Here is a 25,002-nt window from a genome sequence, read left to right on the forward strand (position 1 = left end):
TATGAGCATATGGCGGGCGATTGCCGAAGAATGCAAGCATATGTTTAGCATCCCCAAGCTGGCAGCCATTTTGCTGTTAATGCCAATTTTGTATGCGGTGCTGTTCGGATTTCTGTATTCGCATGAACGGATTACCGATATGCCTGTCGTTGTGTATGATGGCGACAATTCGGCGCTCAGTCGACAAGTTATACAGGCATTTGCTGCGACCGATACGTTTAAGGTGATCGGACAGCGCTGGAATGAGGAGGATGTCGTGCAAGCGGTACAAAATGGGGTGGCACGTGTCGGTTTGATTATCCCTCCTCATTTTGCGAGCGGATTGCAGCATGGCGACAATATCCCGATTATGACGTTTATCGATGGCAGTAATATGATCTATTCCAACAGTGCCTCCCGTATCGCCAATCAAGTCATTATGAGTGTAAGCAGCGGCGCAACATTACAAACACTGGACAAAAAGGGCATGAGCAGTCAGCAGGCAGGCGCATTGCTGAACGCGATTCCGTATCGTTCCAGAGTGCTGTACAATCCGGTATTTAACTATGAATATTATATGCCGGTCGGCGTCATCTCAGCCGCTTTGCAGCAATGTTTGCTGCTGGGCATTGCCTTATCTTGCACATGGCAAAAAGAAGCCGGTCTGTGGCATCGTTTCTACGATTGGCGTTTTGCTCCGTGGAAGCTGGCAATTGCCAAATTAACGCCGTATTTTCTCGTCGGCTTGTTTAATGTAGTGGTGTCGTTTTCGATTGCTCATTTTGGGTTTGGCATTCCGTTTGTCGGACAATTGTTGCCGATGCTAATCCTGTCGCTCGGTTTTAATTTTGCGTTATGTGGGCTTGGCTTTTTGTTTAGCATCGTATCCAAGCGCCAGGTTGATGCGATTCAGGCGTTGATGCTGATCGCGATGCCATCGTTTATGCTGTCTGGTTATACATGGCCACTGGAAGCGATGCCCAAAGCGTTACGTGTGATCGGAGAATGTCTACCGCTGACTCAATTTTTACAAGGCGTACGCAGCATTGTCGTGAAAGGATTGCCACTGGAGCAAATTTGGCACAATGTAATCGCCCTTGGCATGATCGGGCTGGTCACGCTATTGCTGTCATTCCTTCTGTTCCCGCTAACGATGCGTCGTTATGCCGATAGGGGGAGCATACAAGGTGATGGCAAAACAGCGATGACAACAGCGGAATCGCTCGGCAAATGAATGTCTAAACCGGATGATAGCAGAGCTGCTGAATATAGGAATACGATCAAACATAAACTTCGTAGTTTGGCTTAAGTATAGTTACAGTCGGTCTAACCATCATTTGCTGATGAATAAGTTAAAGTACGTTCAAATACGATCTTCACTTGAGACAACCTACTAGGCAGTGTCTTCAAACGATGCTACGTCTCATTTTATTGTTCACAAAGGTCAAAAATAAGACCGTGTACAGCTTACTCTGACGCAAATTACCCGTATCGAACGATCTGTAAAGCAGTTTGAAGATACGCCCTAGTATTTGCAACCGCCGTTTGCCTTGTACTGGCAAGCGGCGGTTGTTTTGTGACGGCTGCCGAAGTAACGCTTGCAATAGGGCTGGTATTGTCCTGTCAACTTGAGTTATAGTTAGAATAGATATCATTAGCGTTGTGGCATCGTGATGCCCGTGTAGACAAGGGGGAAATGCTTTGGAGTTTAGAGGGGTAATGGGCGGGTTGTATCGTATATCCGAGTGGATTATGCGGATCGCCGGCAGCAACCTGTTATGGGTAATTTGTTCGTCACCATTTTTGTTTTTTTTGGTGATGCGTTTTATTTTCAGCCAGCCGCAATTTACGCAAAATGATATTTTGCAGACGAATTGGGCATTGGGAATTTTGGCACCGTTCACACTGTTCCCGGCAACAGCAGCACTATTCACTGTTGTGCGTAAATGGGTCATGGGTGAAGGTGATGTATCCGTTTTCAAAATCTTTTTCCGCGGTTATAAAGAAAACTATCGTCAAAGTATGATCGGCGGCATTTTTTATACGCTGCTGTTCGTCATTATGTATGTGGATTATACCGTATATATGAATCAGTTTCCGCATTTGCAGCTGCTCGGTATCGTAATGCTGATCTTCCTGCTCGTCCTGTTTGTATCGTTATTCAACTTCTTTTCGATGATTGCCCATTATCATATGAAGCTGAAAGATATTATTAAAAATGCGGTTTTACTGTCGATCGTCCGTCCGTTCCGTCTGTTCTCGACTTTGCTCGGTACGGTGGCGCTGCTATTTATCGGCACCAAATACCCGGTACTGTTCGTGCTCTGTCTGTCGTCGGCGATCGCATGGTTTGCCTTTTTTAACTTCTATGGCATGTTCCTGAAAATGCAGGAGCAGTCCGAAAAGCAAGCTGCCGCTGCAAAAGAGAAAGAACTGCAAGCAGACGAGCAACTTGCCGCTGGTGAACAGTCGCCCAATGAACAAGCAAAACGTCTAGAAGACGTTCCCGCCCAACAACTATCGATGGATCAAGATGTGAAAAATAGTCTGACTAAAGACAAAGAGCGTGAACGTTAAGTTTTAGTGTACCAATGAGTGTACGTTTTAAAATCCCCTGCCTGGGATGAACGAACAGGCAGGGGATTTGTTGTAGGAAGGATAGCGGTTTGTATGATAGGCAACTTGCTTGTTGAAAAACTTATATTCGGAAGCCATAATAGTTGGGATGAGGGATGAGGGATGAGGGATGAGGGATGAGGGATGAGGGATGAGGGATGAGGGATGAGGGATGAGGGATGAGGGATGAGGGATGAGGGATGAGGGATGAGGGATGAGCTTGTGAACAGATGTCTACTTTTGCTCTTATGTCGGGGTCAACTATAAACAAACGCTGCTTTTTCTACTATAAATGAAGCCGATATGACAATACGGAAGCGGCTAAATAAGCAGTATACATATTACTGTAAGCGATTACAAAATAGTGAATTACAAAAGCGAAATCGACTTTACAAATGCTAGCATGAAGTTTATAATAAATTTACATCCTGCAATGTACGCCTCGATTTCTCGTTGTTTTGAACCAATGATAATGTCTCGGGAGATTAAAATTCAATTATGGCTGACCGGCCCTATCCATTGGATGTGGGGACTTCAAATATAGTTGTGAGATCACCCACCTGCTAAGCAGGTTCGAAGACAATGTTATCGGACGGCATTTGCGGGACTGTATCATATTTTTTAAAGGCAGGTGCCGACTTGATGTCGACATGCTCCAACCAAAAAACGTTCTGATTTGGATTGTAGTGATCCATTGTTCAGAACGTTTTTTGCGTGCGCTTACAGTATGTGAATAACGCAACAGATACAGACAGACAAAGCAGGCATTTCATCGTCTATTAGTTCATATAAGCCCGGAATACATAGCTGAAAATAAACGGTTCTAGCGGATCGATGATCATCATAGCGATTCCAATACGCATGTCGGTACATTATTGGTTGGAAATTATGTTCCAGTTATACAGCGATCTAAGCATTGGCAGGCAGGTCGTTATTATGAGAATATTAGTTTTCTTATTTACGTAGTAATGATACACTGATAGTAATGAGAGGTCTGTACATGCAAAGGAGGAAACGTCTTGTCGCTTAAAAGAACGTTAATTGGAATTATCCGCAGCCAGGAAGGCACGGGAGATCGCGCCAAAGACCCACAAATGAAAACAAGATATTATAATCTTTCCCGTGAGCGAGCCTGGGAAGAAGTTTCATCCACATTAAAAAAAATCCCCGGCTATAAAGTTCTGCATGAGGTACATAGTGTAGGCGAGATTACGCTGGAGCGCAAAACAGGCTTTGGGCGGATTATGGATATTACCGTTTCGATCGTATCGGTAAGCCCTGTGCGTAGCGCGATCGATATTCACTCCGCTTCGCGCGGATCGCTTGGTGATCTCGGTGCCAACTACCGTAATATTTTGACGCTATTCAGTGCACTGGACAAAAAGCTGTCTCAGTACAAGATCGATCACCCGTAAAAGCTCGTCGTATTTAAAATTGTACTTAATCGTATACACATAGGATGTGCAAATTCAAATCAATGATCATAAAACGTAAAAATAAAGCCTTGAATGCTTCAAGGCTTTATTTTTTGCATTACTTGTTACGTTTGTGGTTTGTATTCATTGACTTCGAAATAAAGGATATTATAGAGGAGAAACTTTTGATAGTCCAGGAAATAGTATGATTTTGTTGAAAAAATTAGGAAGATTTAAAATTTTGTGTCTTACATAAAACGAATTAATTTTATGAGAACCTATTTTGCAGCCTACTTTACTATGAAGCCGAGCTCGTTTGTTTATATGAAATATAGTCTTATGTAAGCTTAACAATCATGTTGTCTCTACCATTATAGGCATACAAAAATGCACTTTTATGGATTGCAAAGCAATACAGCCGCCTGCCAACCATTCAAAGTGCATTTTGTCTATAATTACAACGCTAATCCTAGCTTAACCGAGCAACCCTTTTACCGCTGCAATCGCTTCATCATAATTCGGATGTTCTGCCATTTCGGACAAATACTCAACATAACGCACAACATCATCACGATCAATGACAAAAATCGCCCGCATATCGATTACAAATTCTTTGATCAACACGCCATACGCTTCGCCAAACGAATGATCGCGATAGTCGGACAGTGTGACTACGCGGTCTACGCCTGCTGCGCCGCACCAGCGTGCCTGGGCAAATGGAAGGTCGGCGCTGATCGTCAATACGACTACATCTTCGCCCAGTTCAGAAGCAACTTCATTAAAACGGCGTGTCTGTGCATCACAAACACCGGTATCAAGCGATGGCACAACACTGATTAATTTAATTTTGCCAGCATAATCCGCCAGTGTGGATTGCTCGAGTAAGTTTTTGCTCAGTGTAAAAGCAGGTGCCGGATCACCGACTTTCAGTTCGGGACCGAGCAAAGTAATCGGGCTTCCTTTAAAAGTAGCTACACCAGTACGTTCTTGCGTCATTATTAGTTCCTCCTTCAATATATGCGCATCAAATGAATAGCTATTAAGAAGGCAAGCAACAGGGTACATAATATGTAGGGAGCGCAATTCACTACTACATTGTCTTAAGTTAAATGAAGTTCGCATTCGGATCATTTGCATGTGGATTAAACGCGAATCCAGCATACAAGCTACCTATGAATGCAAAACAATCCACGATCCCGTTGTCCTTGCTGCTGCCTATTTCGCATATTCAGTCGGAATTTATTATAATAAAGAAGCAGCAATAAAGCAAAATTGATGTTCGTTAGCATATCGTATGTATGCAAATAGGCAAAGATCACATTTGCTGATTCATCTGACGATTGAGGGCATAGTTGCGCATAGACAGCAATGGGCTAGACCGTAATTGGATGGATTAGGGGGATTTCCGGTATTAAAAAGTTAGGCGATTTTGCCCATGTTAATTATGATCGTCAGTATGGTGTTGGCATGGCTAGTTACGGTTTAGAACTTGAATTCGATGTAATCTCAAATCCATCCTGATCCATGTACAAAGCAATATCTGTAAACCGCTCTGTTCCTATGTTGTCGGTCAACATAGTTATGTTGCCGTTGCAATAGAGCGCATGTACAGCGTTACATTAAGCAGCCGGCGCTATCATCTGTGTCTGCATAACGAACATAATGAACATGATGTACGATGTCAAAACTAAAGGAGCGCTTATGCTATTTGTCCGTTACGAAAATTGGAAAAGTTTTTTGCGGTTTTATCCGCTCACCTCATTCATTGTACTCGCTAATGTGATCGTCTTTGTACTGATGACGTTTAATGGCGGTTCACAAAACACAGCTACATTGATTGAATATGGAGCGCTCACCAATCTGCTCGGTTATGATCAGTGGTGGAGAACGTTTACAGCGATGTTTGTTCATATCGGCTTCGATCATCTGCTGTTTAATACATTTGCGTTAATTGTGTTTGCACCGCCATTGGAACGGCTGCTCGGCACGCTGCGTTATGGCGTATTGTACTTGGCGAGCGGGCTGATCGGTAATGTGATCAGTTTAGAGCTGTATCGGCAATCAAGTGAAGGTCATTTGGCAGCAGGAGCTTCCGGAGCGATTTATGGCATCTATGGAGCATTTCTGTATATCGCCCTATTTCAACGAGGGATGCTTGACCGTGTATCCCGGCAGACGATTTATACGATTTTAGGACTCGGGTTGGTGTATACGTTTATTATTCCCGGAATCGGCATCTGGGCGCATCTGGGCGGTCTTATTTCCGGTTTCTTCATCTACGGCTTGCTGCTGCGTCTAACTGGCTTAAAACGCCGCTGGCAGCGTATATATAAGCGCTATGAAGAAGAAGTGTTGCGTGAGCAGCAGAGACAAGCAGAAAAGAGTCAGAACGATCCGCCATTGTAAATGAGGCACCCTCTGAGTTTGGAATTTTGTGATGAAGCGATCATAAGATAGACAGATCATGAATGGAATGGAGACAGGGCAATAAGAAGCGATACTCGCCTTCATTGCGCTTATACGAAGCGATAGTAAGCTAAATTACACCATTCATCCTTCGATCTCGTTCCAGCATCCAGTTGATAAACCGATTTAGTACAACAAAATGACCGAGCAAAAAAGCTGCTGTCCCGATTCCTGTGTGGAAAAGGGACAGCAGCTTTTTTGCATACGTTATTGCAATGCATTTGATAGATTGAGAAACAATTAGTCGCGGTTACCGAACAGCAAGAACAGATAACGCGCCAGTTCCAATACAGATAACAGTGCAGCTGCCACATAAGTTAGTGCAGCCGCGTTCAGTACTTTGCCCACGCTACGTTCTTCCTCATGGGTGACATAGCCTTCAGCGACCATCACGTCACGGGCACGGTTACTTGCGTTAAATTCGACCGGCAATGTAATCAATTGGAACGCTACCGCAACTGAGAAAAACAAGACGCCGATCCCGATCAAGTTAAACGATTGGAACAGAAAGCCTGCTAGCAACAACAGCGGTGCGATCCCGGAAGCAAAGTTAACGACCGGGAAAATGCGGTGGCGAATCGCCAACATCGGATAATGCACTTTATGCTGAATCGCGTGACCGATCTCGTGACACGCGACCGAAACGGCGGAAATGCTCGTTCCATAATAGACCGGTTCGGATAAACGTACGACCCGGTTAACCGGATCATAGTGGTCTGTAAGCGCGCCTTCGATCGGCTCGATCGGAACATCGTGCAAACCGTTAGAGTCAAGCATATGGCGAGCGGCATCATATCCGCTCAAACCGCGCATATTCGGCACTTCAGAAAATTTGTTAAACGTTCCTTTGACCCGGAACTGCGCCCAAATTGTCAATGCAAATGCAGCTATAATTAAAACGAGAAAAATAGCGTTCATTGTTCATTCCTCCATATAGATGTAAAGCGGATCACATCAAGCCTGAACCTTGACCGAGTAGTAGTTTCAGCGCTTCAATGCAAGCGGCACTCTGAGGAACCAGATTCATAAATGCACGTTTTGCCTGGTTCGGCTTCATCTGCAGCAGCAGTGGTTCCAATTCGCGCACTTCGCGCTGCAATTGTTCCATATGCAGCTCAATTTCCGTCAAGCGCTGGGTAACCTGTTCTTCATCGGTAACCCGATCCCATGCACTTAGCTTATCTTTGATTTCCTCCAGTGTGTACTTGTCCTGCTTTAACTTTGTAATACGTTCCAGACGAGCTAAAGTTTCAAAACTATATAGACGATAGTTTTTAAGAGAGCGACTTTCAGGCTCGATCAGACCAAGCTTAGTGTAATAATCGACCGTGCGTTCGCTGATGCCAGCGATTCTGGACAGCTCTCCGATTCGGTATAATTTCATATCCCCAACGTATTCACCCCCGTTTTGTTCATGTAAACGAGGATTCAACACTGCTGAATCCTACCGCCTATATTACAGTAACTTAAACCATACAGTCAAACGTAATACTTAAGCGAATATACCCTATAATAGCAAGGCATAAACGCTAATCGTTTCTCTCTAAACCATTTATAAAATTATTGATATAACATTATATTGAATAAATTATATATAGCATACATAATCAGGCTTAAAGATAGCTGAAATTCTCATGAAAGTGTGCTGAAACGTGCGAAAAATTAAGCTTTTAAAAGCGCTACGAAACTATTTTCACGTTTTTGAAAATAAATGCTTGTCAGCGGTGTTTTAATCTGATTATAATGACATTAAGGATTTCACGATATGTGAAGTAATATTACATGGGGAGTGGGTCAAATGAGAAAAAAATGGGCCGTTATGGGGTTAGCGGCATCCGCACTTCTAGCTTTTCCGTTCAGCGCTTTTGCAGCGGATGAAGTTACTGCGACAACGGTGCAAACGAATCTGGATACGTTTTTCGTATTTCTTGCGTTCGCACTCGTACTGTTTATGCAAGCAGGCTTTGCCTTTTTGGAAGCAGGGTCTGTGCGGATGAAAAATGCCGGGCACGTTGCCGGTAAAACAATTTTGACTCTTGGTATCGCACTGGTAGCCTTCTGGGCTTTCGGTTTTGGCTTCGGTTTTGGAGACGGGAACGGATTTTTTGGCTATCAGGGCTTTTTCCTGAGCGGCGAAGAAATGAAGCCGCTATATGGCGCGCTTTCCGGTCTGGATGTTCCGATCTCGGTCATGTTCTTGTTCCATCTGGCGTTTGCAGCGGTATCGCTGTCGATCGCTTTTGGCGGATTCGCTGAGCGTGCAAAGCTGAGCGTATACATTATTTTCGGCGTATTGTTTATGATTATCATTTATCCGATCATCGCTCACTGGGTTTGGGGTGGCGGCTGGCTCGCAGCGATCGGTATGCAGGATTATGCGGGTTCCACCGTTGTCCATTTGACCGGTGCGACAGCGGGTCTGGCAGCAACGATCATGCTCAAACCGCGTCTTGGTAAATACAATAAAGATGGCAAGCCTAACATTATTCCGGGTCATAACCAAGTGTTCTCCGTTATCGGTGTGTTCATTCTCTGGTTCGGCTGGATGGGCTTTAACCCAGGTAGCGCATTGACGCCAAGCGGCGGATTCTTCACTTATGTTGCGCTCACGACGAACTTGGCGGCAGCTGCAGGCGGTATCGCTGCACTGTTGATCTCATGGGTTGTACTTGGCAAAGGCGATATTCCAAGCATGCTGAACGGCGTACTGGCTGCGCTCGTAGCGATTACCGGTTCCTGTGCGTTTGTTGATGTATGGGCAGCGGTTGTAATCGGTCTTGTCGCGGGTATCGTTACATTTTTCACTGCACAATGGTTTGAAAAAGCGGGCGTGGATGATCCGATCTATGCATTTTCCGTACACGGTATTGCCGGTATGTGGGGCGCGATCTCCACTGGTTTGTTTGCTACACCAGAGCTGGCAAAACAAGTTAATGTAGGTCAAGCAGGTCTGTTATACGGCGGCGGTTTCCATCAGCTCGGCGTACAGTTGCTCGGTATGCTTGGTACATTCATTTTCGTACTCGTGCTGTCATTTATTATTCTCGGTATTATGAAAGCACTGGGTGGCATTCGTGTAACCGAAGAAGAAGAAATGATGGGTCTGGATATTAGTGAGCACGGTTCTTACGGTTATCCTGAGCAAATGAGAGCATTGGGTGAAGTGGATCGTAGCAAGCCAAACAGCTAATCCGTATCCAACGCACCAATTAACATTATAAGTGCTGGGAGATGAAGCCGATGAAAAAGACTTCTCTCAATCTTCCCTTGCTTGAGCTGACAGATGCCGTTTGTCCGGAATCACTTAAAGCCAAACGTAGTATGATCCAGCAGCAGTTGTACGCCCAGCTTCACGAAAGCGATATTTGTGAATGGGTGGCGGTCGTCAACGATATGCATGACAGGATCATGCGGCAGGCAGTAACAATATGTGAGCAACAATTAGTTGAGGCGGGCTACGGTTCGCCTCCTGTTGCATATTCTTTTATTGTTTTTGGCAGCGCAGGAAGATGTGAGCAAACACTTTGGAGTGATCAGGATAATGGCTTGATCATAAGTGATGAACAGCACGAGCAAAAAGATCGTTATTTCGCAGTCTTCGGCAGTCGTTTGGCGGATATTTTGGAGCAGGTCGGGTATGAGAAATGCCAAGGGAAAGTGATGTGCTCCGAACCGATGTGGCGCAAAACATTGCAGGCATGGCAACAGCAACTAGACAGCTGGCGCGAGGAATTAAGTTGGGAGCCGGTGCGTAATTGGATTATTGCTTCCGATATGCGTCATATGGCAGGCGATCGCGAACTGGCTGAACGTTGGCAGACGTATTTTTATGCCAGTCTGCAAGAAACACCAGCGATGTCGGCGGCAATTTTACGCAATACGGTACGCCATAAAGCGACATTAAATGTGTTGGGGCAGATTGTGCCAGAGCGGTTTGGTGAACATGCCGGTGATTTTGATGTAAAATATGGAATTTATATTCCGCTTGTGAACGCTGCACGTTTTTTGGCGATTCAAAATGGGATTTATGAATCGTCTACTTTAAAACGGCTGGAACGGCTCATTCAGTTGGAAGCTGCCTCGCTAGCGTTGCTGGAAATGATGCAGGAGGCGTTTTTGACGGCGCTGCGGATGCGTAATTCGACACCGGTTCAAGAAGATGATGGGCTATATGTGAGCACCGGATTTATGCTGCAAAAAGATTGGCGGCAAAAGCCATTTTTCCATGAACTTAGAGAAAGTTTGGGCATTGTCAAAAAAGCGCATCGTGAACTGCAAAGACAATTGCGCTTTCTGGAAAGGAGACGCTTATGAAAGAACCTGCAAAAGCTAGTAGCGGATTTTGGCGGAGTTTGCGCAGTGGTGGTGTTCCATCGGCGATCGCTTCGGTATTTGGTGCACCGTCTGCGCAGCAGATGGCTTTTATACGTTCACTGTCGCGTGAGCAGCGTCGTCCAGAGGTGCTGCATTATCCACTGAGCAGGCTGGAAACCGTCGTTTTCGATTTGGAAACGACGGGGTTTCATCCTCAGCATGGGGATGAGATTTTGTCTTTTGGTGCGGTGAAACTAGTAGGCAGTGAGGTCAAAGAGGAATTTTATACGCTCGTTAATTCTAAGGTGACTGTACCGGACAATATTTCGGTGCTAACTGGTATTACCCAGGAAATGATCGAAGGCGCACCATCATTAATCGACGGGTTACATGATTTTATGGCATTTGCGGGCAGCTCGGTATTGATTGCGCACGGTACAGGGCATGACAAAGCTTTTCTGAATGCTGCACTATGGAAAACGTCCAAAATTCAATTAACCCACCGCATACTGGATACGATGATGATCGCCAGATGGCTCAAGCCTTCACTTGGTAGTTACGGATTAGACGAGGTGCTGGAGGAGGCAAATATTCCTGTGACGGTCAGACATCATGCGCTGGAAGATGCAAAAATGACTGCTGGGTTATGGCAGGAATATCTTCGTCTCATGCGTCACAAGCAAGTGGATACGCTGGAGGAATTGTATTCGCAATTAAGTAATTTTTAGTCGTTAGTTGTTCCTATTGAACATAGGGTAGTCAATGATTGTCTATTATAGCAATACTAGCAGCTTAGACGCTTTATCCGCTTTTCCGTTTGTTTGCGACCGTGATATGCTTGGGCATCCACGACTGCGCAAAAGCATCCGCGAATCGGCGGACACCTCTTCTAGCAATTTAACATATAGACAATCAGTGGACTAACACATAGCAGCAGCGCCACATTTATCGGCTGCAAGTCGGATGATCGGTTATCGTTTGCTGTGGAAAATAGGTCATTCCAATTCTTTTACGCGGCACATACACATATACTTCTATAATAGAACATGGAGAACTATATAGAACCTGGATCAAACACGATATCACAAAAATTCAAAACGGTGATGTAAACAAGTCTATATACTCGTTTATACAGCCTTAATAGGAAATAAGCGGTACAGACAACAAATCATATCGTGATAGCTGTGGCGCAGCGTCAGGTGCGCCCGGCTCATATTGACGAATTACATTGTAAGCACGAATGTTATTGGAATGGTCGTCTAGCACATTGTGATCGCTGGCTAAAGATGGATCGCTGGAGTATCGACTAGTAGCTGTAGGCAGCAGCGGCTCATTTAGTCCAATTCCAGGCGCTGCATATGCTGTAGGCGGACTGCCGATAACATATACGGAAATCAGCCCGGCAAAGTCGGACAGACGCTCGATATCTTCCTGTGACGGCACGGGTGCAGTGTACGGATGGGAATGGAACAGACCGATTAGCTCGTGTTGCTCATAGCAGCACTTTATCCAGTCAGACGGATGCAACTGGAAATGATGCAGCGGGTCAGGTGCGACGTTACGCAGTCTCCGGTAGGAGTGAATCTGCGTACCGCCCGCTGCTTTTTTACCAAGCAGTATGCCGCATACTTCGGTGGAAGGGGAACATTTCATATGGTCGTTCAGCTTTTGTACAACAGCGGCGGCAATCTGAATGACCGTTTGCTCGAACGGATGTGGGCTGTTTGCCAAGTGTATTACCCTCTCTCTATTAAGGCTCTCCGGCGAACGGGGAGTCTCTTTTTTTGGCATAAATACGGTCGTAGTGTACGCTGCTACATACAGTAGCCCAGTTCCTGTCTTACAAAGGAACTGGGCTACTGTAATCGTATTGGTGGAATATTAACTAGCGTGTGTTAGGGCGTATCGTATACGCAAACTCGTATGCTGCGAGCTGCCCTTCGCCGCGGTTTGGGTTTATTAGACTATCGTTCGCTGTTTATAAACTATCGTTTGCTGTTCATGTCATTTGAGTCATTGGAAACGTAATCGTGTCGACTGCTCCTATGACGAGCTTGATCATTTGAATATACTATAATGCCAGTTCAATGCCAGTTCGCTACAGCTTATATTATCAGTGATTGACGATGCCTTGTTTGCCTGAAGTGACGGATTGACCTTGTATAGGCAATTGCTGTCCGAGCAGGGCATAACGAATACTGTCCACTAGCGCTTCCCAGCTCGCTTCGATCACGTTGGCGGATACGCCGACTGTGCTCCACGTGTCATGCACATTTTGCGATTCGATCAGCACGCGTACTTTGGATGCCGTTGCATCGGTTTCATCGAGCACACGCACTTTATAGTCAGACAGATGCATTTCACGCAAGCTTGGATAATGCTCTACTAGCGCTTTGCGCAATGCATTATCAAGCGCATTGACCGGGCCATTGCCTTCTGCCGCCGTATAAATGCTTTGACCACCGATGCGCAGTTTGACAAACGCTTCTGATACAACGGCAGCGCCCGCATTTTTCTCAACGAGCATTTTAAATGATTCAAATACGAACAGCTCGCTTAGCTCCCCATTCGCTTCGCGCAGCAACAGTTCGAGTGAAGCATCAGCACCTTCAAACTGATAACCTTGATGTTCCAAATCTTTGATTTTGCCGATAATTTGTTTTGTTTCTTCGTTTTCAGGGTTCAGCTCCAAATTCATTTCTTTGGCTTTGGACAAAATATTGCTCTGTCCGGCAAGCTCGGAGACGAGGATACGCTGTTTGTTGCCGACACGCTCTGGTTCGATATGTTCATACGTACGCGAATCACGCAAAATGGCAGAGACGTGAATGCCACCTTTATGCGCAAATGCGGCATTGCCAACATATGGCTGGTTGATCGGCATATGCACATTAGCAATCTCGCTTACATAGCGCGCCGTGTTGGTCAGCTGGGCAATTTGTGCCTCGGAAATACATGTATAATCCAGCTTTAACTGCAAATTGGGAATGATCGAGCACAGATTGGCATTGCCGCAACGCTCGCCATAACCGTTCATCGTACCTTGTACTTGGCGTGCGCCTGCCTGTACAGCGCTAAGCGTATTCGCAACCGCCAGCTCACAATCATTGTGCGTATGAATACCGATCGATGCGCCTTCCAGCTCGATCACTAGTCTGGATACGATCTCATACACTTCATGTGGCAAAGTACCACCATTCGTATCACATAGCGTCAGCCAGTCCGCTCCAGCTTCTCGTGCTGCACGCAGTACGGATACGGCGTATTCCGGATTATTTTTATAGCCGTCAAAAAAGTGCTCTGCATCAAAGATCAGCTCCAACTGTTGCTGCTTCAAATAGGCGATTGAGTCAGCAATCATCGCCAAATTTTCCTCCAGCGTCGTTTGCAATGCAGTATGCACATGGAAATCCCACGATTTGCCCACCAATGTGGCTGCCTGTGCACCGGATTCGACAATCCGTTTTAAGTTGGCGTCCTCTTGTGCGGTGCTACCTTTACGGCGTGTACTGCCAAAAGCGGTAATTTTCGCATTCAGATGGAGCTGTTGAACACGTTTGAAAAATTCGATATCTTTACCGTTACTGCCCGGAATACCGCCTTCGATATAATGCACACCAAGCTCATCAAGCTTGCGCGCAATTTTCAATTTGTCGTCTGCCGACAGACTGATACCTTCCCCCTGTGTACCGTCTCGCAGCGTCGTATCGAAAATTGAGATGGATTTGGACATGATGTGGAATCCCCCTTTGATTGGACCAAGATTCATAAACACTCATTTATCGTTGTCGATAACAGATGAAACCTGAGTATAATTGATTATTATAGCATTTTCGGCTATGTGAGGTATACGGTAATTTTACCGGAAAATACCGTAAAAATACATTGTTTGTTTGTGCATGACGCACAAATGGATGCGCTGATTGCGTTTGTTTCATTGGCGATCGCATAGGCTGTATCATGATGTTCTGGTACAATGGAACAACACAAATATGAACTGTTGGAGGATTATGACCATGGAAATCGGAATTAAACGTGTAGAACAGCAAGGCAATCACTATACGATCGACTATACATTGGAACAGCCATTGCCGTTTGATTTGCATGATATCGTGATGGTGCAGGCGGGTGATTATGTCGTCGGTAGTGTGCGGGAACTGGATCGAGAGCGTATTACGCTGCATATTAATGAAGATGAATTGCAATGGGGACAGAAGGCGATCATTCAGCTTGCTTTTTCACCGCTGCTTTCGATTGAAGGCAGTGCGGCGGTTGTTGAACAGTTAGGTTATTTTCCGGACTTTGAACAGGCGATCATTACCGATTATGACATTGGCAAAGAACGGGTACAGTTGACGGTAGAGCTGGCTGATCCAGCGCTAACACAAGCGGTAAAACTGACGTTTTTGGAGGCGTCTGATGTGGAATTCTCGCCGCCAGATGCGCGTTTGAATGTGATTGCACAAATGGATTTCCGCTATGAGGTAACCGATCTGGTCGTCGATATTGAAGCGGCACAGGGATTGTCAGGCAGTTTCTTTTGCGGGAAAATTAAGGCAGAGCTAGTGGAACGGTGAGCGGTTTGGTGCCGCTCTAGCAGCGTTAATCGACGATGATATAAAGGAGGGGCATGATTATTTGCAGCAGATTCAGCATAAGCTAAAGTATGATCGATAGTAGTTTGGACATTTTCACCAAGATGTTGAACTGCTTAATCGGCAGCGTTTGATTGATTATGATCTGCTGAGCATTTAATACTTGTACATAGAAATGGTGAAACAGGGGAGCTGCTTATGGGGCTGGAATATGGAATACGGATCGGTCATACTAACACTAACACAGCGTCAGACGGCAAGCAGGCGGAATGGCTGCTTGATATGCTGCATTCGCGGTTGGTGTTTGCTTTTGGCAATGATGAGACGTATCGGATTGTGTATCATCATCATCAGCTTACTGTGCTTCAGCAGTATGATCGGTGGCCGGAAGTGCTGGAAATTTCGCTGAAATATTCGCGTGGCGAGCTGGAAGGAACGGTAGCGGGCGAGCGGTATGTGTATATCCTTTGTCATATCGGTGGTTCGCTCGTGCAGCCGCTGCTTGCTGTTGTGGATGATGTGCTGAAGCAGTTTCTACCGGGTACGGTGCGCGAGGAATTGTAATGGTGCGGCAATGTGAACGAATAAGCTAGCGAACGAAACGGTCAACCAACGAACGAGCCAACCTAACGGCAAAGGAATGAATGGGAGGAGCAGTTGAACGATATGGACGCGGTACGGACGCCACTTGGTTATATGTATGGGCGTGATGCGATTTATGTGGATAAGCTGGATTATGAGCTGGAACGGCGTACGGTCACATTAACAGGTGAATTTAATGGGGCACTGGGCAGCGATGCAAAGTCGGATGATTTTATAATGTATACGCTCCGCTTGGAAGGGGTGTACTATTTTAACGTGGTAGAGCTGGATTTGTATGGTGATGATGTACAGAGTGTACAGTCACAGTCAGCTTATCCGTCTAACTGGTTGGAATATCGTCATTCCACACTGCTGGACAACGCCAGGCAGCAAGGCAAAGCTGAGCTGCAACGGTTACGTCATTTTATATTGTTTACGTATGATGATGTGTTTGAGATCGTTTGCCGCATGTACACGTTGGAATTACATGCGCTGGGTGCGCAATAGAACGGAATGGTCATTGTCAAATGGCTGTTCTTTTTTTATAATAAAACAGAACGTATATTCGCTACATAGATGTATTTTGGCGTATGACGATAATGTGGATCATCACTATACAAGCTTACAATATAAACTTACGATACAAGCGGTAGAGCTGTCAGCGAAATGTCGGAGGATGACAGGGGGAGAGCAGATGAAACAAGACACCAGCGGTCATTATCCAACGCGTGGACGGGTTATTTTGCATGTGGATATGAATGCTTTTTATTGTTCCGTCCATGCAGCCGAGCAGCCGGACAAGTATGCGGGCAAGCCGACAGCGGTTGCGGGCAGTGTGGAGCTGCGCAAAGGCATCGTCGTGACCGCTTCGTATGAAGCGCGTCGTATGGGTGTGAAGACGGGGATGTTAGTCGGTCAAGCGCTGCAAAAATGTCCACGGCTGACGGTAATTGCACCTGATTTCCATTTGTATCGTAAATATTCGGCTGCATTTATGAATATCGCTTACAGTTATACACCGCTGCTACAAGCGACATCGATCGATGAATGTTATCTCGATATTACCGGTTCCAGCCAGTTTGGCACGCCGCTCGATATCGCCAATGCCTTGCAAACCCGTATTCGGGACGAGCTGCATTTGCCGTGTTCCGTAGGGATTGCACCGAACAAGCTGTTAGCCAAAATGGCATCGGATATGAAAAAGCCTAATGGCATTTCGATCTTGCGTATTCGCGATGTGCCAAAGCTGCTCTGGGAGCAGCCATGTGCAGAGCTGTTCGGTATCGGGCAAAAAACAGCTGCCAAGCTGCGTGAAATGGGCATACGTACGCTCGGTCAGCTAGCGGTCGCAGATGAAGCGCGTTTGAAAGCGCGGTTTGGTGTGATGGGCAGCTGGCTCAAACAGGCAGCGAACGGTATCGATCATTCATTGGTGGAGCCGGATCATGAGCAGAGCAAGTCGATCGGTCATACGACCACATTGCCAGCCGATATTGAGCAACTGGAAGATATTAAGCGCGTTATGCTCAACTTAAGCGATCAGGTGTGTCGGCGGATGCGTAGGCAGAAACTGATGGCGCACACGATACAGATTACGATCCGCACACCGGATATGAAGACGATTACGCGCTCGCGTGCATTGCCAATTCCGACCGAGACGGCGGAGGAAGTGTATTATGAAGCCTGCGAGTTATACATTCGGCACTGGCATCATAAAGGTGCAGTCCGCTTGCTCGGTGTGACATTGCAAAATTTGTTACCACGCAGTGAAGCGGCGATTCAGCTCGATCTGTTTGATTATGAACGTCAGCCACAAAAGGAACAGTTAAACGAAGTGATCGACCAGTTGCGCGACAAATTTGGAGAAAGTGCCGTACTGACCGCCGGCATGCTCGGCAATGATCCGTCGGCGCTTATTCGCAATCATAAACTGCGTGGAACATCGTTGCAGAAAGATGGGCGACGTTTTCAACAGGATGAGACAGAGCAGTAGGCAGATTGGACGCTCGTAAGGTGCCTTATGCTTGCTCTGTTGGTAGGCTGACGGCGTTTAACAGCATATGGGTAAGGGTAAAAAGGACATATCACGGCTTTCATTTCATGATCATTGTGTGACAGACAGATCGGCAATGAAGCATGCGTCAAGTGGATTTTATTTGAAATTGTTGAGGCTTTGTATTATATTTTGAATATCTGTACAAACTGGTGTCCTATAAATAGACAACTGGAACGTAATGATAGGAGGATATACGATGAGCAAATATACTTGGGTTGATAAAGATACATGCATCGCTTGCGGTGCGTGTGGCGCGACTGCACCTGACATCTACGACTACGATGATGAAGGTCTTGCCGAAGTGATTTTTGGCGGCGACAGCAACCGTGGCGTAACAGCGATTCCGGAAGATATGCATGAAGATATGCTGGATGCTTGTGATGGTTGCCCGACCGATTCGATTCAAATTGCTGATGAGCCGCATGCCGAATAAGATCGGTATGCGTTTATGCGCAAATTTGATGTATTAAACGCGCAAAAGCACTATGTTGGCGAGAGCCAGTATGGTGCTTTTTTGCAATTATAGTATATAAAATCATCGTTTACCGGCGAAATAGTGCATTTTACACGTTTTCCATTTCACATTTCCGCAAATAAAGTATGAACGTAGTGATACAATTTGATTCAACAGCCCTATAGTTGTTCTATCGAGAAATGGCTTCTTTTGACCGATAAAAAGGAATATAGGTTTTTTTGGCGTGAATCGGGGCATCACGACCAAAAAACCGGTATTGCAGTCAAACAAGTATACATAATCATACGGCTGCGAAGTCCGGGAAAGGGGAGCCGGAGCGAGTATCCGGAAGTGTGATGAAAAACTTACTTTATTTAAAACGTTATGTGAAAATGCATCCTGACAATCGTATGGGTTGGTATTTGCTTGGCAAAGAGTATGATGCCGACGGACAGATTGGTAAAGCCAATTATTGTTATAATCGCGCCGGTGATGTATACGAGGCGTTTGAGCAAAGCCAAATTCCGGCGGAAGTGCTGAAAGATTACGAAGCGAAAGTGATGGAGATGGGGCATGCGCGCGAGCGTAAAGTGCACAAACGGCGTTTGGTCTGGTTTGGACTCGTGCTGCTGTTTCTGTTTATGATGCGCTCGGTCGGTTTGCCCGCAGCCAGCGATCAGATCGCTATGGATGCGGCACCTGGGGCGGCAACGAATAGCGCTGTAAATGGAGGCAATAACGGTGTCCAACAAACTGTCCAGCTGCCAGCTTATCATGCGCCACTTAGCTTCACCGCCGCTTCAGGTGGTAGCACTGCCGCAGGCAACGGATTGGCGCTATATATGGCACAGCAATCGAACGGCACCGAGCCGGAACGTGTAGCTATACTTGGCATGGAAAAATCCGGTAACTGGGAATTGTGGAAACATGTATTGCCGGTTGCGTATACGATGGAGGCGGCAGAAATGCCAGCGCAAGTACAAGTGCAGTCTTATAATGCGGCGGCATGTCGCTGTCAACCAGCAGCTTCGGGCATTCGTGCTGCCGCTGCAGCGGAATGGATGCAGCAGCAGGAACAGCTTGCTGTCATGCAAACCGCACTGGCGAGCTTTAAAGCAGCGCGTGGGCAATTGCCGGCAGGGTTGATGCAGCTTGATCAATCGTTTCCGTCCAATTGGTTGTCCGGTACGACAGAGACGATGGATCAATCGTTTCGTACATTGCAGCCGTATCCGCTTGATCATACGCAAGCGATGCCCGAAAATGGCTTTAGTGGTGAGATGCAGAAGCTGTTTGCAAGCACGCTTGGCAATCGGCCTTATTTTAGCGAGCCACTGGAAATCATTGTCGATAAAAAAAGGCATCGGCTTGGCTTAGTTAGCGGTACAAAGCTGCTGCGCAATTATCCGGTTGGACTTGGCGGCACAAAAACGCCGGAAGGCGTGTTTCATTTATCGATTAAGGTTATGAATCCGAATGGCAAATCGAGCGGTGAATTTGGCAGTCGTGGGATGCAATTATCCGATACGAATTATGCGATTCATGGCACGAATGAGCCGAATAGCATCGGTGCGGATGAATCGCTCGGCTGTGTACGGATGAATAAGGACGATATCGAGGAGCTGTTCGATATGGCGCCACTCGGTACAAAAGTAACGATCGCTAGCGATGTGCTGCCTGATGAGACACAAATCCCGTCCAAACGCTATGTTTCGGACAAAAAACCGCAACAAGATCAAACCGATCCGAGCCGTACGTACCACTGGCTTCATTAGGACGATCGCCGCTCTTGCCGGAGATGTGCATATAAGCGATAGCTGCACGAATAGGCGGTCTTCTCAAAACGAGAAGATCGCTTTTCTTTTGTGAAAGAACAGGATAAACTAGAATAGAGAGTCATCTTGCATGGAGCCTTGAGGAACCTTGCACAACGCTATGCATCATGGCTTTATGCCTATGCCAGGAACGGAGTGAATGGAATTTGTTATACCGTAATCTTTTCAAGCCTGTATTGTTTCGGATGGACCCGGAAAAAGCGCATCATCTGGTGATCGGAGGGCTAGGCGCGGGCGTGCGCATTCCCGGTACCCTTACTGCTATGCAGTCGATGTATGGCATCCATAGTACACCGGATATGACAACGGAATTGTTCGGGCTTACGTTTCCCGGCCCGGTCGGCTTGGCTGCTGGTCTGGACAAAAATGCCCAAGCGGTAGCTGGCTTGTCCGCGTCCGGATTTGGTTTTATGGAAGTCGGCACGGTGACGCCGAAGCCACAGCCAGGCAATGACCAGCCGCGTTTGTTTCGTTTGCCATCAGATCGGGCGCTCATTAATCGGATGGGCTTTAACAATGAAGGCGCATGGGCGATGGCGGATCGTTTGCGTCATCTGGTCGATCATCCGATCCCGTTAGCGATCAATATCGGCAAAAACAAAGTGACCCCGAATGAACAAGCGGCGAACGATTACAAAGCGTGCATTAGCGAGCTATACACGTATGCCGATTTTTTTGTCGTCAATATTAGCTCTCCGAACACACCGGACCTGCGTAATCTGCAACATGGCAATGAGCTGAAAGAGTTGCTCGCTGAGGTGATGCAGGAGATGGATGCACAGGCTAGAAATCACGGTATCGCCAAATCCGTACTCGTAAAAATCGCACCTGATGTGAGTGATGCCGAACTGGAATATATGGTGGAAACGATTCGTCAGAGCGGTGCGGCGGGTATTATCGCTACGAATACAACGCTGTCCCGTGATGGACTAACCCATGATAGCGCTGGTGAGACTGGCGGTTTGAGTGGACGCCCATTGACCGAGCGCTCCACCGAGATTATTTCCCGTGTATATCGCCAGACCGAAGGCAAGTTGCCGATCATCGGTTGCGGCGGCATTTTTTCGAGCGAAGATGCATATGATAAAATCAAGGCAGGCTCCAGCCTGGTGGAAATTTATACATCATTCATTTATGAAGGCCCGCAGATTACAAGGCGGCTTCATAACGGAATCCGTGAGCTGATGCAACGCGACGGATTCGCACATATTTCCGAGGCGGTCGGAGCAGCTCACCGCTGACAGGCAGCCTTTTCAACATGTTAAAAGAAACAGGTCATACATGAGGAGGCATGAAGATGGATGATAGAGACTGGGAGTTATTCTTGCTTCCCTACGAACAAGCGGTTGAAGAATTGAAAGTAAAATTCAAAACGATGCGCGCCGAATTAAAAAAGAGAGAAGAATACGCACCGATCGAATTTGTTACTGGACGCGTCAAAAAAATATCCAGCATTTTGGATAAAGCGAAGCGTCTGGATGTACCAATGGATCAGTTTGACACCGGAATTGAGGATATCGCAGGCATCCGAATCATGTGCCAGTTTGTGGAGGATATTCGCTGGGTTGCACAATATATTCGTGCACGCAAGGATTTGACCGTTCTTTATGAAAAAGATTATGTGACCAACTTTAAGGATAGCGGGTATCGCAGCTTCCATATGATTGCCGAATATCCGGTACAAACCGCATTCGGTCAAAAAATCGTACTTGCCGAAATTCAGATTCGTACCCTGGCGATGAATTTCTGGGCAACGATTGAACATTCGCTTAATTATAAATATCGTCAAAGCTTGCCGACGCCGATTCGGGATCGTCTGAAAACGGCAGCCGAGGCGGCAATGATTTTGGATAACGAAATGTCCAGCATTCGCGAGGATATTCTCGACGCGCAAAAAAGTTTTGAAGATGAGGCGAATCTCGTGCAGCGGGTATTAAAAGATATCCATCGTCTATACTTCCTGCACAAAATTACCGAAGCGCTGGAAAGTCAGCAAAAGTTCAATGAATTATGGGAAAAGCAAGACTTTGCGGGTTTGCAGCAGCTTGGGGAAGCGGTACGCAAAATGCGCAAATCCGGCGCTCGTATGATTGAAGAAGAACAAGATGAGTCATGAATTCCACCCGCTGTATATCGCCTATCTAGTCTATTTCAACCGGGATCGTGATTATTTTGAATGTCATGAAGTTTTGGAAGAACTGTGGCTGGAAAAGGACAGGGAACCGGTATATAAGGGATTGTTACAAGTAGCGGTCGGGCTGTTTCATTTTCGCAACGGAACGGTCAACTCGATGTACAATAAACGTCTTGGTGCGATCAAAATGTTGAACAGCAGTTTGCATAAGCTAAATGCCTGTTCACATCATGCGCTTGGGATCGATATGGAGCGGTTGCTTGCGGATGTGCGGCAATACATTGCACGTTTGGAGCGATATGAGCATGAGCCGTTTGACTTTTATCCGCTCGATATTTGCATTACCGATCCGCTACTGCGCAAAGAAGTGAAAGCAGGCTGCAAAAAGCTGGCACCTCATCTGCCGCTGCGCACTGGCTATGAACGTGGGCCAAAAGCAAAAGAATGGCGACCGGATTGACATAATCGTAGTCATCCAATGTCGTATATCGATAAAGATGAGTTTGGATTTACCGATACGATTGTTGCAACAAGCCCATCATTGCCAAAAAGCTTGCCGATTGCGGCAGGCTTTTTGATTTGAAGGGACCGAAAAAGCGTGGAGTGTGCTAAACTATATGCTGTCCTACTGGCAACAGTAGCTTTGTGTTGTCATAGTTTAGCGACAATAGATTATGATTGTTGTCAGTAAAAAGTTGGCATATGAACAATTGCTATTGTATGTAGTGTAGTGATAGTGTCCATCCAGCGATAGACGGCGTGAACATAATAACGTGTGGATCAATGCAGCTACACGATGCGGAGCAATCCGATTTTGATACAAAAGGAGCATTATTGAATATGGCTGTACAGTTACCTTCGCAATTTCTGGCGCGTATGAAGCAATTACTGGAAGGGGAATATGAATCTTTTATCCAGAGCTATGAGCAGTCTCCGCGTGCAGGCTTGCGTGTGAATACATTAAAAATAAGAAATGAACAGTTTCAGCGCAAAACTCCATTCCAGTTGCGTCCGATTCCGTGGTGTGAAACAGGGTATTATGTCAACAATGAAGAACGTCCGGGCAAGCATCCGTATTATTATGCCGGGTTATATTATATTCAGGAACCAAGTGCGATGAGTCCAGTAGAAGCGTTACAAGTGCAGCCAGGTGATCGTGTACTTGATCTGTGTGCAGCACCCGGCGGCAAATCGACGCAAATCGCTGCTGCGCTGCAAGGGCAAGGCTTGCTCGTTACTAATGATCTAAGCGGTGAGCGCATTCGAGCGCTAGGCAAAAATTTAGAGCGATACGGTGTGCGTAATGCGATCGTACTAAACGAGACACCGGATCGAATCGCAACGCGGTTTGCAGGCTTTTTTGATAAAATACTGGTGGATGCCCCATGCTCAGGCGAAGGCATGTTCCGCAAAGATGAAGATGCGGCACGGCAATGGCTACATCATTCAGTGGAACGTTGCTCGATTATGCAGCGGGATATTTTGCAAACCGTAGCACGTATGCTTGCCCCTGGCGGACGGATCGTCTATTCAACATGTACATTTGCACCGGAGGAAAATGAACGCAGCATCGCTGTTTTTCTCGATCAACATCAACAGTTTAAGGCGACGATTCCGGTAGGCAGCCAACATTTTCAGCCTGGGCAAAGTCAGTGGGCAGCATTAGTTGAGCAAGAAATCGCTGCAGGACGCTCCGTATTAAATGAAATGGCTGCGGCTGATCAGCCTTTATCTGCCGCAGCCATCGCGCAAACTAGCAATACGGTGCGTTTATGGCCGCATCATATTGAAGGGGAAGGTCATTATCTTGCTGTGCTTGATCATACAGGCATCCGTAGCAGCGATCGCTCAATTGCGATCGCTACATCTGCAGAAGCGAATGATGCAGCAGCATATGGACAGCAACGACAAGCGCAAGCGAGCGGACGTGTGCGCCGTGACAAGTCGGCACGAGCAGACAAAGCGCAGAACGGCAAGTCTAGTAGTCGAGACGGTTATGACGATAAAGCAGCCGCTCGCCGTTCAGATGGCAAAGGGTATGGCAAAAAAGGACAGTCGGCTCGAACGGCTGCTCATCCGGCGGATGAGTTGCAAGATGGCATACTCGCTTGGCAGCAATTTAGCGCACAGGAGTTAAATGTGAATTTGAATGACGAGCAGTCTGCTAATCCGCGTTATATGATCGCTTACGGTAACAATTTGTATTTGTCGCCAATTGCTGAACAGCGTTTGCAAGGATTGAAAGTGATTCGCCCTGGCTGGTATATCGGCTCGTTCAAACATGGACGTTTGGCGGCAAGTCATGCGCTCGCGACAGCGTTACTTCCAGCCGAAGCGAAGCGGCGCCTGAATTTGGCGCTTGATTCGACGGAAGCAATCGCCTATTTAAAAGGACAGACGCTCATCATTGATGAACAGCGGATCGATTGTGATCCCGGCGTAACCGCAAAAGGTATAGTGCTTGTTTGTATTGACGGCTATTCGGTTGGCTGGGGCAAATGGCAACAAGATGGCAATTTGAAAAATGAATACCCGGCAGGATGGAGATGGATGTAG

General features: G+C 46.5%; 22 protein-coding genes and 1 other RNA gene. 18 read left to right on the forward strand and 5 right to left on the reverse strand.

Translation table 11 applies throughout. The features are described from left to right. Nucleotide 1 precedes the first annotated feature (1 nt). The 4 genes from U1I11_RS02740 to U1I11_RS02755 all read left to right on the forward strand — a co-directional run bounded on the left by U1I11_RS02740 (nt 2) and on the right by U1I11_RS02755 (nt 4,010). Nucleotides 2-1,213 carry an ABC transporter permease gene (locus tag U1I11_RS02740; RefSeq protein ID WP_322903597.1) on the forward strand — a complete coding sequence of 404 codons (1,212 nt, stop codon included), beginning with the start codon at nt 2-4 and terminating at the stop codon, nt 1,211-1,213. Nucleotides 1,214-1,680: 467 nt separating this feature from the next. Beyond that, nucleotides 1,681-2,556, forward strand: coding sequence for a YesL family protein (locus U1I11_RS02745; protein WP_322903599.1), 876 nt, complete (start codon nt 1,681-1,683; stop codon nt 2,554-2,556). Nucleotides 2,557-3,017: 461 nt separating this feature from the next. Then, a non-coding RNA gene (gene ssrS / locus U1I11_RS02750) (6S RNA) lies at nt 3,018-3,207 on the forward strand. A gap of 407 nt (nt 3,208-3,614) precedes the next feature. Beyond that, entirely contained in the window at nt 3,615-4,010 is a 396-nt protein-coding gene (locus tag U1I11_RS02755; RefSeq protein ID WP_322903601.1) for a DUF1499 domain-containing protein, read from the forward strand. 474 nt (nt 4,011-4,484) lie between these two features. Here U1I11_RS02755 and tpx read toward each other — a convergent pair whose 3' ends face one another. Next, complete coding sequence (tpx, locus tag U1I11_RS02760) at nt 4,485-5,006, reverse strand: thiol peroxidase (protein ID WP_322903603.1); 522 nt, start codon at nt 5,004-5,006, stop codon at nt 4,485-4,487. A 705-nt stretch (nt 5,007-5,711) separates the two neighbouring features. On the opposite strand from tpx, the gene U1I11_RS02765 reads away from it, so the two are divergent. Further along, on the forward strand, nt 5,712-6,416 hold the full coding sequence (locus U1I11_RS02765; protein WP_322903605.1) for a rhomboid family intramembrane serine protease: 705 nt from the start codon (nt 5,712-5,714) through the stop codon (nt 6,414-6,416). Between the two features lie 300 nt (nt 6,417-6,716). Here the strand turns inward: U1I11_RS02765 and U1I11_RS02770 are convergent, their stop codons facing one another. Next, a complete protein-coding gene (locus U1I11_RS02770) occupies nt 6,717-7,394 on the reverse strand; it encodes a zinc metallopeptidase (protein ID WP_322903606.1) in 678 nt (225 codons plus the stop codon). A 31-nt stretch (nt 7,395-7,425) separates the two neighbouring features. Then, nucleotides 7,426-7,860, reverse strand: coding sequence for a MerR family transcriptional regulator (locus U1I11_RS02775; RefSeq protein ID WP_322903608.1), 435 nt, complete (start codon nt 7,858-7,860; stop codon nt 7,426-7,428). A gap of 414 nt (nt 7,861-8,274) precedes the next feature. On the opposite strand from U1I11_RS02775, the gene U1I11_RS02780 reads away from it, so the two are divergent. From U1I11_RS02780 to U1I11_RS02790, 3 genes are read left to right on the forward strand one after another with little or no spacing between them, the layout of a single operon-like run. Beyond that, a complete protein-coding gene (locus U1I11_RS02780; protein ID WP_322903609.1) occupies nt 8,275-9,666 on the forward strand; it encodes an ammonium transporter in 1,392 nt (463 codons plus the stop codon). Between the two features lie 50 nt (nt 9,667-9,716). After that, nucleotides 9,717-10,790 carry a DUF294 nucleotidyltransferase-like domain-containing protein gene (locus U1I11_RS02785; protein WP_322903611.1) on the forward strand — a complete coding sequence of 358 codons (1,074 nt, stop codon included), beginning with the start codon at nt 9,717-9,719 and terminating at the stop codon, nt 10,788-10,790. Continuing rightward, nucleotides 10,787-11,518, forward strand: coding sequence for an exonuclease domain-containing protein (locus U1I11_RS02790; protein ID WP_322903614.1), 732 nt, complete (start codon nt 10,787-10,789; stop codon nt 11,516-11,518). Before U1I11_RS02785 ends, U1I11_RS02790 begins: the two co-directional genes overlap by 4 nt. 409 nt (nt 11,519-11,927) lie before the next feature. Here U1I11_RS02790 and U1I11_RS02795 read toward each other — a convergent pair whose 3' ends face one another. Beyond that, the gene (locus tag U1I11_RS02795; protein WP_322903616.1) at nt 11,928-12,521 is read right to left on the reverse strand and encodes a Mov34/MPN/PAD-1 family protein; all 594 of its coding nucleotides are present in this window, start codon (nt 12,519-12,521) and stop codon (nt 11,928-11,930) included. Between the two features lie 382 nt (nt 12,522-12,903). Beyond that, nucleotides 12,904-14,523: a citramalate synthase gene (gene cimA / locus U1I11_RS02800; protein WP_322903618.1), complete on the reverse strand. Its 1,620-nt coding sequence runs from the start codon at nt 14,521-14,523 to the stop codon at nt 12,904-12,906. Between the two features lie 283 nt (nt 14,524-14,806). Between cimA and U1I11_RS02805 the strand changes: the two genes are divergently transcribed. The 10 genes from U1I11_RS02805 (at nt 14,807) to U1I11_RS02850 (ending at nt 25,002) form a co-directional block, all read left to right on the forward strand. Then, nucleotides 14,807-15,367, forward strand: coding sequence for an Imm50 family immunity protein (locus tag U1I11_RS02805; protein WP_322903620.1), 561 nt, complete (start codon nt 14,807-14,809; stop codon nt 15,365-15,367). Between the two features lie 216 nt (nt 15,368-15,583). Beyond that, nucleotides 15,584-15,949 (forward strand): hypothetical protein, encoded by a 366-nt coding sequence (locus U1I11_RS02810; RefSeq protein ID WP_322903621.1) that lies wholly within the window; start codon nt 15,584-15,586, stop codon nt 15,947-15,949. A 93-nt stretch (nt 15,950-16,042) separates the two neighbouring features. Next, a complete protein-coding gene (locus U1I11_RS02815; protein WP_322903623.1) occupies nt 16,043-16,474 on the forward strand; it encodes a hypothetical protein in 432 nt (143 codons plus the stop codon). A gap of 187 nt (nt 16,475-16,661) precedes the next feature. Continuing rightward, on the forward strand, nt 16,662-17,960 hold the full coding sequence (locus tag U1I11_RS02820; RefSeq protein ID WP_322903625.1) for a DNA polymerase IV: 1,299 nt from the start codon (nt 16,662-16,664) through the stop codon (nt 17,958-17,960). A 259-nt stretch (nt 17,961-18,219) separates the two neighbouring features. Further along, nucleotides 18,220-18,456: a ferredoxin gene (locus U1I11_RS02825; RefSeq protein ID WP_322903627.1), complete on the forward strand. Its 237-nt coding sequence runs from the start codon at nt 18,220-18,222 to the stop codon at nt 18,454-18,456. 377 nt (nt 18,457-18,833) lie between these two features. Next, complete coding sequence (locus U1I11_RS02830) at nt 18,834-20,252, forward strand: L,D-transpeptidase (protein ID WP_322903629.1); 1,419 nt, start codon at nt 18,834-18,836, stop codon at nt 20,250-20,252. Nucleotides 20,253-20,458: 206 nt separating this feature from the next. After that, complete coding sequence (locus tag U1I11_RS02835; protein WP_322903631.1) at nt 20,459-21,553, forward strand: quinone-dependent dihydroorotate dehydrogenase; 1,095 nt, start codon at nt 20,459-20,461, stop codon at nt 21,551-21,553. Nucleotides 21,554-21,609: 56 nt separating this feature from the next. Further along, complete coding sequence (yjbM, locus tag U1I11_RS02840; RefSeq protein ID WP_322903633.1) at nt 21,610-22,428, forward strand: GTP diphosphokinase; 819 nt, start codon at nt 21,610-21,612, stop codon at nt 22,426-22,428. Beyond that, on the forward strand, nt 22,418-22,906 hold the full coding sequence (locus U1I11_RS02845; RefSeq protein WP_322903635.1) for a DUF309 domain-containing protein: 489 nt from the start codon (nt 22,418-22,420) through the stop codon (nt 22,904-22,906). The genes yjbM and U1I11_RS02845 overlap by 11 nt, the downstream gene beginning before the upstream one ends. A 380-nt stretch (nt 22,907-23,286) precedes the next feature. After that, a complete protein-coding gene (locus tag U1I11_RS02850) occupies nt 23,287-25,002 on the forward strand; it encodes an RsmB/NOP family class I SAM-dependent RNA methyltransferase (RefSeq protein ID WP_322903636.1) in 1,716 nt (571 codons plus the stop codon).

The sequence above is a fragment of the Paenibacillus campi genome (assembly GCF_034659835.1).
Lineage (GTDB): Bacteria > Bacillota > Bacilli > Paenibacillales > Paenibacillaceae > Saccharibacillus > Saccharibacillus campi.

What these genes read in the sequence shown, in the direction of transcription:
- U1I11_RS02845 (WP_322903635.1), top strand. Translation starts at nt 22,418, where the DNA reads ATGAGTCATGAATTCCACCCGCTGTATATCGCCTATCTAGTCTATTTC.
- U1I11_RS02765 (WP_322903605.1), top strand. Translation starts at nt 5,712, where the DNA reads ATGCTATTTGTCCGTTACGAAAATTGGAAAAGTTTTTTGCGGTTTTAT.
- U1I11_RS02810 (WP_322903621.1), top strand. Translation starts at nt 15,584, where the DNA reads ATGGGGCTGGAATATGGAATACGGATCGGTCATACTAACACTAACACA.
- U1I11_RS02825 (WP_322903627.1), top strand. Translation starts at nt 18,220, where the DNA reads ATGAGCAAATATACTTGGGTTGATAAAGATACATGCATCGCTTGCGGT.
- U1I11_RS02820 (WP_322903625.1), top strand. Translation starts at nt 16,662, where the DNA reads ATGAAACAAGACACCAGCGGTCATTATCCAACGCGTGGACGGGTTATT.
- U1I11_RS02775 (WP_322903608.1), bottom strand. Translation starts at nt 7,860, where the DNA reads ATGAAATTATACCGAATCGGAGAGCTGTCCAGAATCGCTGGCATCAGC.
- tpx (WP_322903603.1), bottom strand. Translation starts at nt 5,006, where the DNA reads ATGACGCAAGAACGTACTGGTGTAGCTACTTTTAAAGGAAGCCCGATT.
- U1I11_RS02780 (WP_322903609.1), top strand. Translation starts at nt 8,275, where the DNA reads ATGAGAAAAAAATGGGCCGTTATGGGGTTAGCGGCATCCGCACTTCTA.
- U1I11_RS02830 (WP_322903629.1), top strand. Translation starts at nt 18,834, where the DNA reads ATGAAAAACTTACTTTATTTAAAACGTTATGTGAAAATGCATCCTGAC.
- U1I11_RS02770 (WP_322903606.1), bottom strand. Translation starts at nt 7,394, where the DNA reads ATGAACGCTATTTTTCTCGTTTTAATTATAGCTGCATTTGCATTGACA.
- U1I11_RS02740 (WP_322903597.1), top strand. Translation starts at nt 2, where the DNA reads ATGAGCATATGGCGGGCGATTGCCGAAGAATGCAAGCATATGTTTAGC.
- U1I11_RS02850 (WP_322903636.1), top strand. Translation starts at nt 23,287, where the DNA reads ATGGCTGTACAGTTACCTTCGCAATTTCTGGCGCGTATGAAGCAATTA.
- U1I11_RS02805 (WP_322903620.1), top strand. Translation starts at nt 14,807, where the DNA reads ATGGAAATCGGAATTAAACGTGTAGAACAGCAAGGCAATCACTATACG.
- U1I11_RS02785 (WP_322903611.1), top strand. Translation starts at nt 9,717, where the DNA reads ATGAAAAAGACTTCTCTCAATCTTCCCTTGCTTGAGCTGACAGATGCC.
- yjbM (WP_322903633.1), top strand. Translation starts at nt 21,610, where the DNA reads ATGGATGATAGAGACTGGGAGTTATTCTTGCTTCCCTACGAACAAGCG.
- cimA (WP_322903618.1), bottom strand. Translation starts at nt 14,523, where the DNA reads ATGTCCAAATCCATCTCAATTTTCGATACGACGCTGCGAGACGGTACA.
- U1I11_RS02790 (WP_322903614.1), top strand. Translation starts at nt 10,787, where the DNA reads ATGAAAGAACCTGCAAAAGCTAGTAGCGGATTTTGGCGGAGTTTGCGC.